Source organism: Polaromonas sp. P1_E1_2, assembly GCF_056406035.1.
In genome coordinates, this window is the sequence record NZ_JBFUAZ010000592.1 from 1 (window position 1) to 2628 (window position 2628).

Annotated in this window: 3 protein-coding genes and 3 tRNA genes; 1 reads left to right on the forward strand and 5 read right to left on the reverse strand. The window is 59.6% G+C overall.

What is annotated here, in order from left to right:
• From AC1D1P_RS20390 to AC1D1P_RS20405, 4 genes are all read right to left on the reverse strand, one after another.
• The coding region (locus AC1D1P_RS20390) for a GTP-binding protein (protein ID WP_477674216.1) at positions 1–199 on the reverse strand (199 nt) is incomplete at its 3' end.
• A gap of 91 nt (positions 200–290) precedes the next feature.
• Positions 291–365 (reverse strand) — tRNA-Thr (locus AC1D1P_RS20395).
• A gap of 64 nt (positions 366–429) precedes the next feature.
• Positions 430–503, reverse strand: a tRNA-Gly gene (locus AC1D1P_RS20400).
• Between the two features lie 101 nt (positions 504–604).
• A tRNA-Tyr gene (locus AC1D1P_RS20405) sits at positions 605–690 on the reverse strand.
• A 341-nt stretch (positions 691–1031) separates the two neighbouring features.
• Here AC1D1P_RS20405 and AC1D1P_RS20410 point away from each other — a divergent pair.
• Positions 1032–2147, forward strand: coding sequence for a patatin-like phospholipase family protein (locus tag AC1D1P_RS20410; RefSeq protein ID WP_457282281.1), 1116 nt, complete (start codon positions 1032–1034; stop codon positions 2145–2147).
• Between the two features lie 78 nt (positions 2148–2225).
• On the opposite strand, the gene AC1D1P_RS20415 is transcribed toward AC1D1P_RS20410, so the two are convergent.
• Positions 2226–2628, reverse strand: a 403-nt coding sequence (locus AC1D1P_RS20415) for a uracil-DNA glycosylase (protein ID WP_477674217.1), incomplete at its 5' end; no start/stop codon positions are given.

A 2628-nucleotide genomic window follows, 5' to 3' on the forward strand; every position in this document is an offset into this window, starting at 1 on the left:
GGGCGGTGTTGATGGTGATGCCGCGTGCCTTTTCTTCGGGTGCCGCGTCAATTTGGTCGTAGCCCTTGGCTTCGCCGCCGAACTTGGATGCCAGAACGGTCGTGATCGCCGCCGTCAGCGTCGTCTTGCCATGGTCCACGTGGCCAATCGTGCCTACGTTGACGTGCGGCTTGGTCCGCTCAAATTTGCCTTTTGCCATTTTTTCAACTCCAGAAATTTATAAAGAGTTACAAAACCAGTTACCACTACAGCCTGCAACAGCGCCTCGTACGCCGCACCGACTCAAAATTTGGTGCCCTTTGCGGGAATCGGACCCGCGACCTCTCCCTTACCAAGGGAGTGCTCTACCACTGAGCCAAAAGGGCTGAACTCAAAACCAAAATTGCAATCTGGCGCAAGATTCAAAAGCAGAACCATAAAGCAGCTTTATGGAGCGGGAGACGGGAATCGAACCCGCGTCATTAGCTTGGAAGGCTAGGGTTCTACCATTGAACTACTCCCGCGCAGCTCTGCCAATTCAACTCACACCAAAATCACTCACGACCCAAAACACGCTTTACGCGACTTTCTTGCGCCGCCCGCTTGCCAAAATCAAAACAAAATCTGGTGGATGAGGCTGGATTCGAACCAGCGTAGGCGTTAGCCAACAGATTTACAGTCTGCCCCCTTTAGCCACTCGGGCACCCATCCTTCAAGCGAACCTCGGATTATGCCACGGTTTTATGTCGGACGAAATGCCAAGGCATGGCAAAAAGCATTAAAAAAGCTGCCGCATGCCTCGCCAGCGCATCTCCCGACCACACCTTCACCCCGGGATGCCCCTGGGTACCGCGGAAAGCCCCCGAAAACGCGGCATAACCCGGTCCGGCCCTAATCCCCAGACCCTGCCGCCCTCCCATGGCGGCTGCGGCCAGGCTTCGGGCATGATGTGTCAGCCTTTCATCAATGCCAGAGTGAATCGCATGGATATTGCCGTCCCGGGCACCCTCCCGCGCCACCGGCCAACCTGGATAACGTGAGACCGTCTACTCATGAGCACTGTCACCGTACCCGCACTTCCCTCCTCCCCCGCTGAGCCGTCTTCCCTGCGCCGGGTCAATCTTGCTTTGCAAGGTGGCGGATCACACGGCGCATTCACCTGGGGGGTGCTGGATGCCCTGCTGGCGGACGAGCGCATCGAGTTTGACGGCATCAGCGGCGCCAGCGCCGGGGCGGTCAACGCCGTGGCGCTGGCACACGGATTCGCTACCGCCCAAAAAGACAACTCCCCCGAAAAAACCAACCCGCGGGAGGCGGCACGTGCGTCCCTCAGCCGGGTCTGGCAGGGCGTTGCCGCCATGGGCAGCCTCGGCTCCATGGCTGACAGCATCAGCAAGATGCTCATTGGGGGCTGGGCCGCCAATAAAGTGAGTGCAAACTTAATGAATAGCGCAATGACACAGTGGATGTCACCCTACCAGTCCAATCCGCTGGACATCAACCCTTTGCGCAAACTGCTGGAGGCAGAAATCGACTTTCACGCCATTGCGGCCATGCACACAACCAAGGCCTTCGTATCGGCGACCCATGTCACCACCGGTCGGGCAGAGATCTTTGCCGGCAAGCGCCTGACTTTGCAGGCGGTGATGGCTTCCACCTGCCTGCCCACGCTGTTTCAGGCGGTTGAAATCGATGACCAGCACTATTGGGATGGCGGGTTCTCGAGCAATCCCTCGCTGCTGCCGCTCATCAGTGATTGCAGCAGCCGCGACATCATTGTTGTGCAGATCAACCCCTTGCGGCGCCCCGAGATTCCCCACACGCCTCACGACATCGCGGACCGGGTGAACGAGCTGACCTTCAACGCCAGCCTGCTGTCCCAGATGCGCACCATCGACTTCATCAACCGCCTGCTGGCCGATGGCCGCTTGCAGGAGGGCGAGAAATACAAGAGCCTGCTGCTGCACCGCATCGACGGCGGCGAGGCGCTGGAAAGCCTGCCCTCGTCCAGCAAGATGTCGGCCGACACGGCCATGATCGAAAAACTGTTTGAGATGGGCCAGGGCGCAGCCAAGCGTTGGCTGCGCCGTCATTTTGAGGCGCTGGGCCTGCAAAGCACAGTCAATATCCGGCGCGACTACGTGGGCAGCCTTCCGGCGGAGTTTTAGCCCATCTTCAGAATTTAAGACTTTTCGGCCTTCCGACCAGGCGGGACGAGCGCAAGCAGCTATCAAAACAATAGCAGCCTAGACCTTCGGATGTGCGTCACGCCATTCGCGCGCCTGTGAGAAATGGCCGCAACCGATAAAAGGCAAGGGTGGCCGCATCGCCGACAGCGGCGACGGGTGGTTGGCCACCAGCACCTTGTGGCGCTTCGCATCAATCAATGCCCGCTTGCTCTGGGCATGTGCCCCCCACAGCATGAAGACCACCGGGTGGTCGCCTTCCGCGACCTGGCGGATCAGTGTGTCGGTCAATACTTCCCAGCCCTTGCCGGCGTGGCTGGCCGGCAGCCCTTCCTCAACTGTGAGGCAGGTGTTGAGCAACAGCACCCCATGGGTCGCCCACTTCACCAGGCTGCCGCCGGGCACCGGAAACTGGGGCGGGGGCGTACCCAGGTCGCGTTGCAGCTCCTTGAAGATATTGCGC

Bases quoted from the DNA above. Each gene is read 5' to 3' on its own strand.
- AC1D1P_RS20410 (WP_457282281.1), top strand. From the start codon at position 1,032: ATGAGCACTGTCACCGTACCCGCACTTCCCTCCTCCCCCGCTGAGCCG.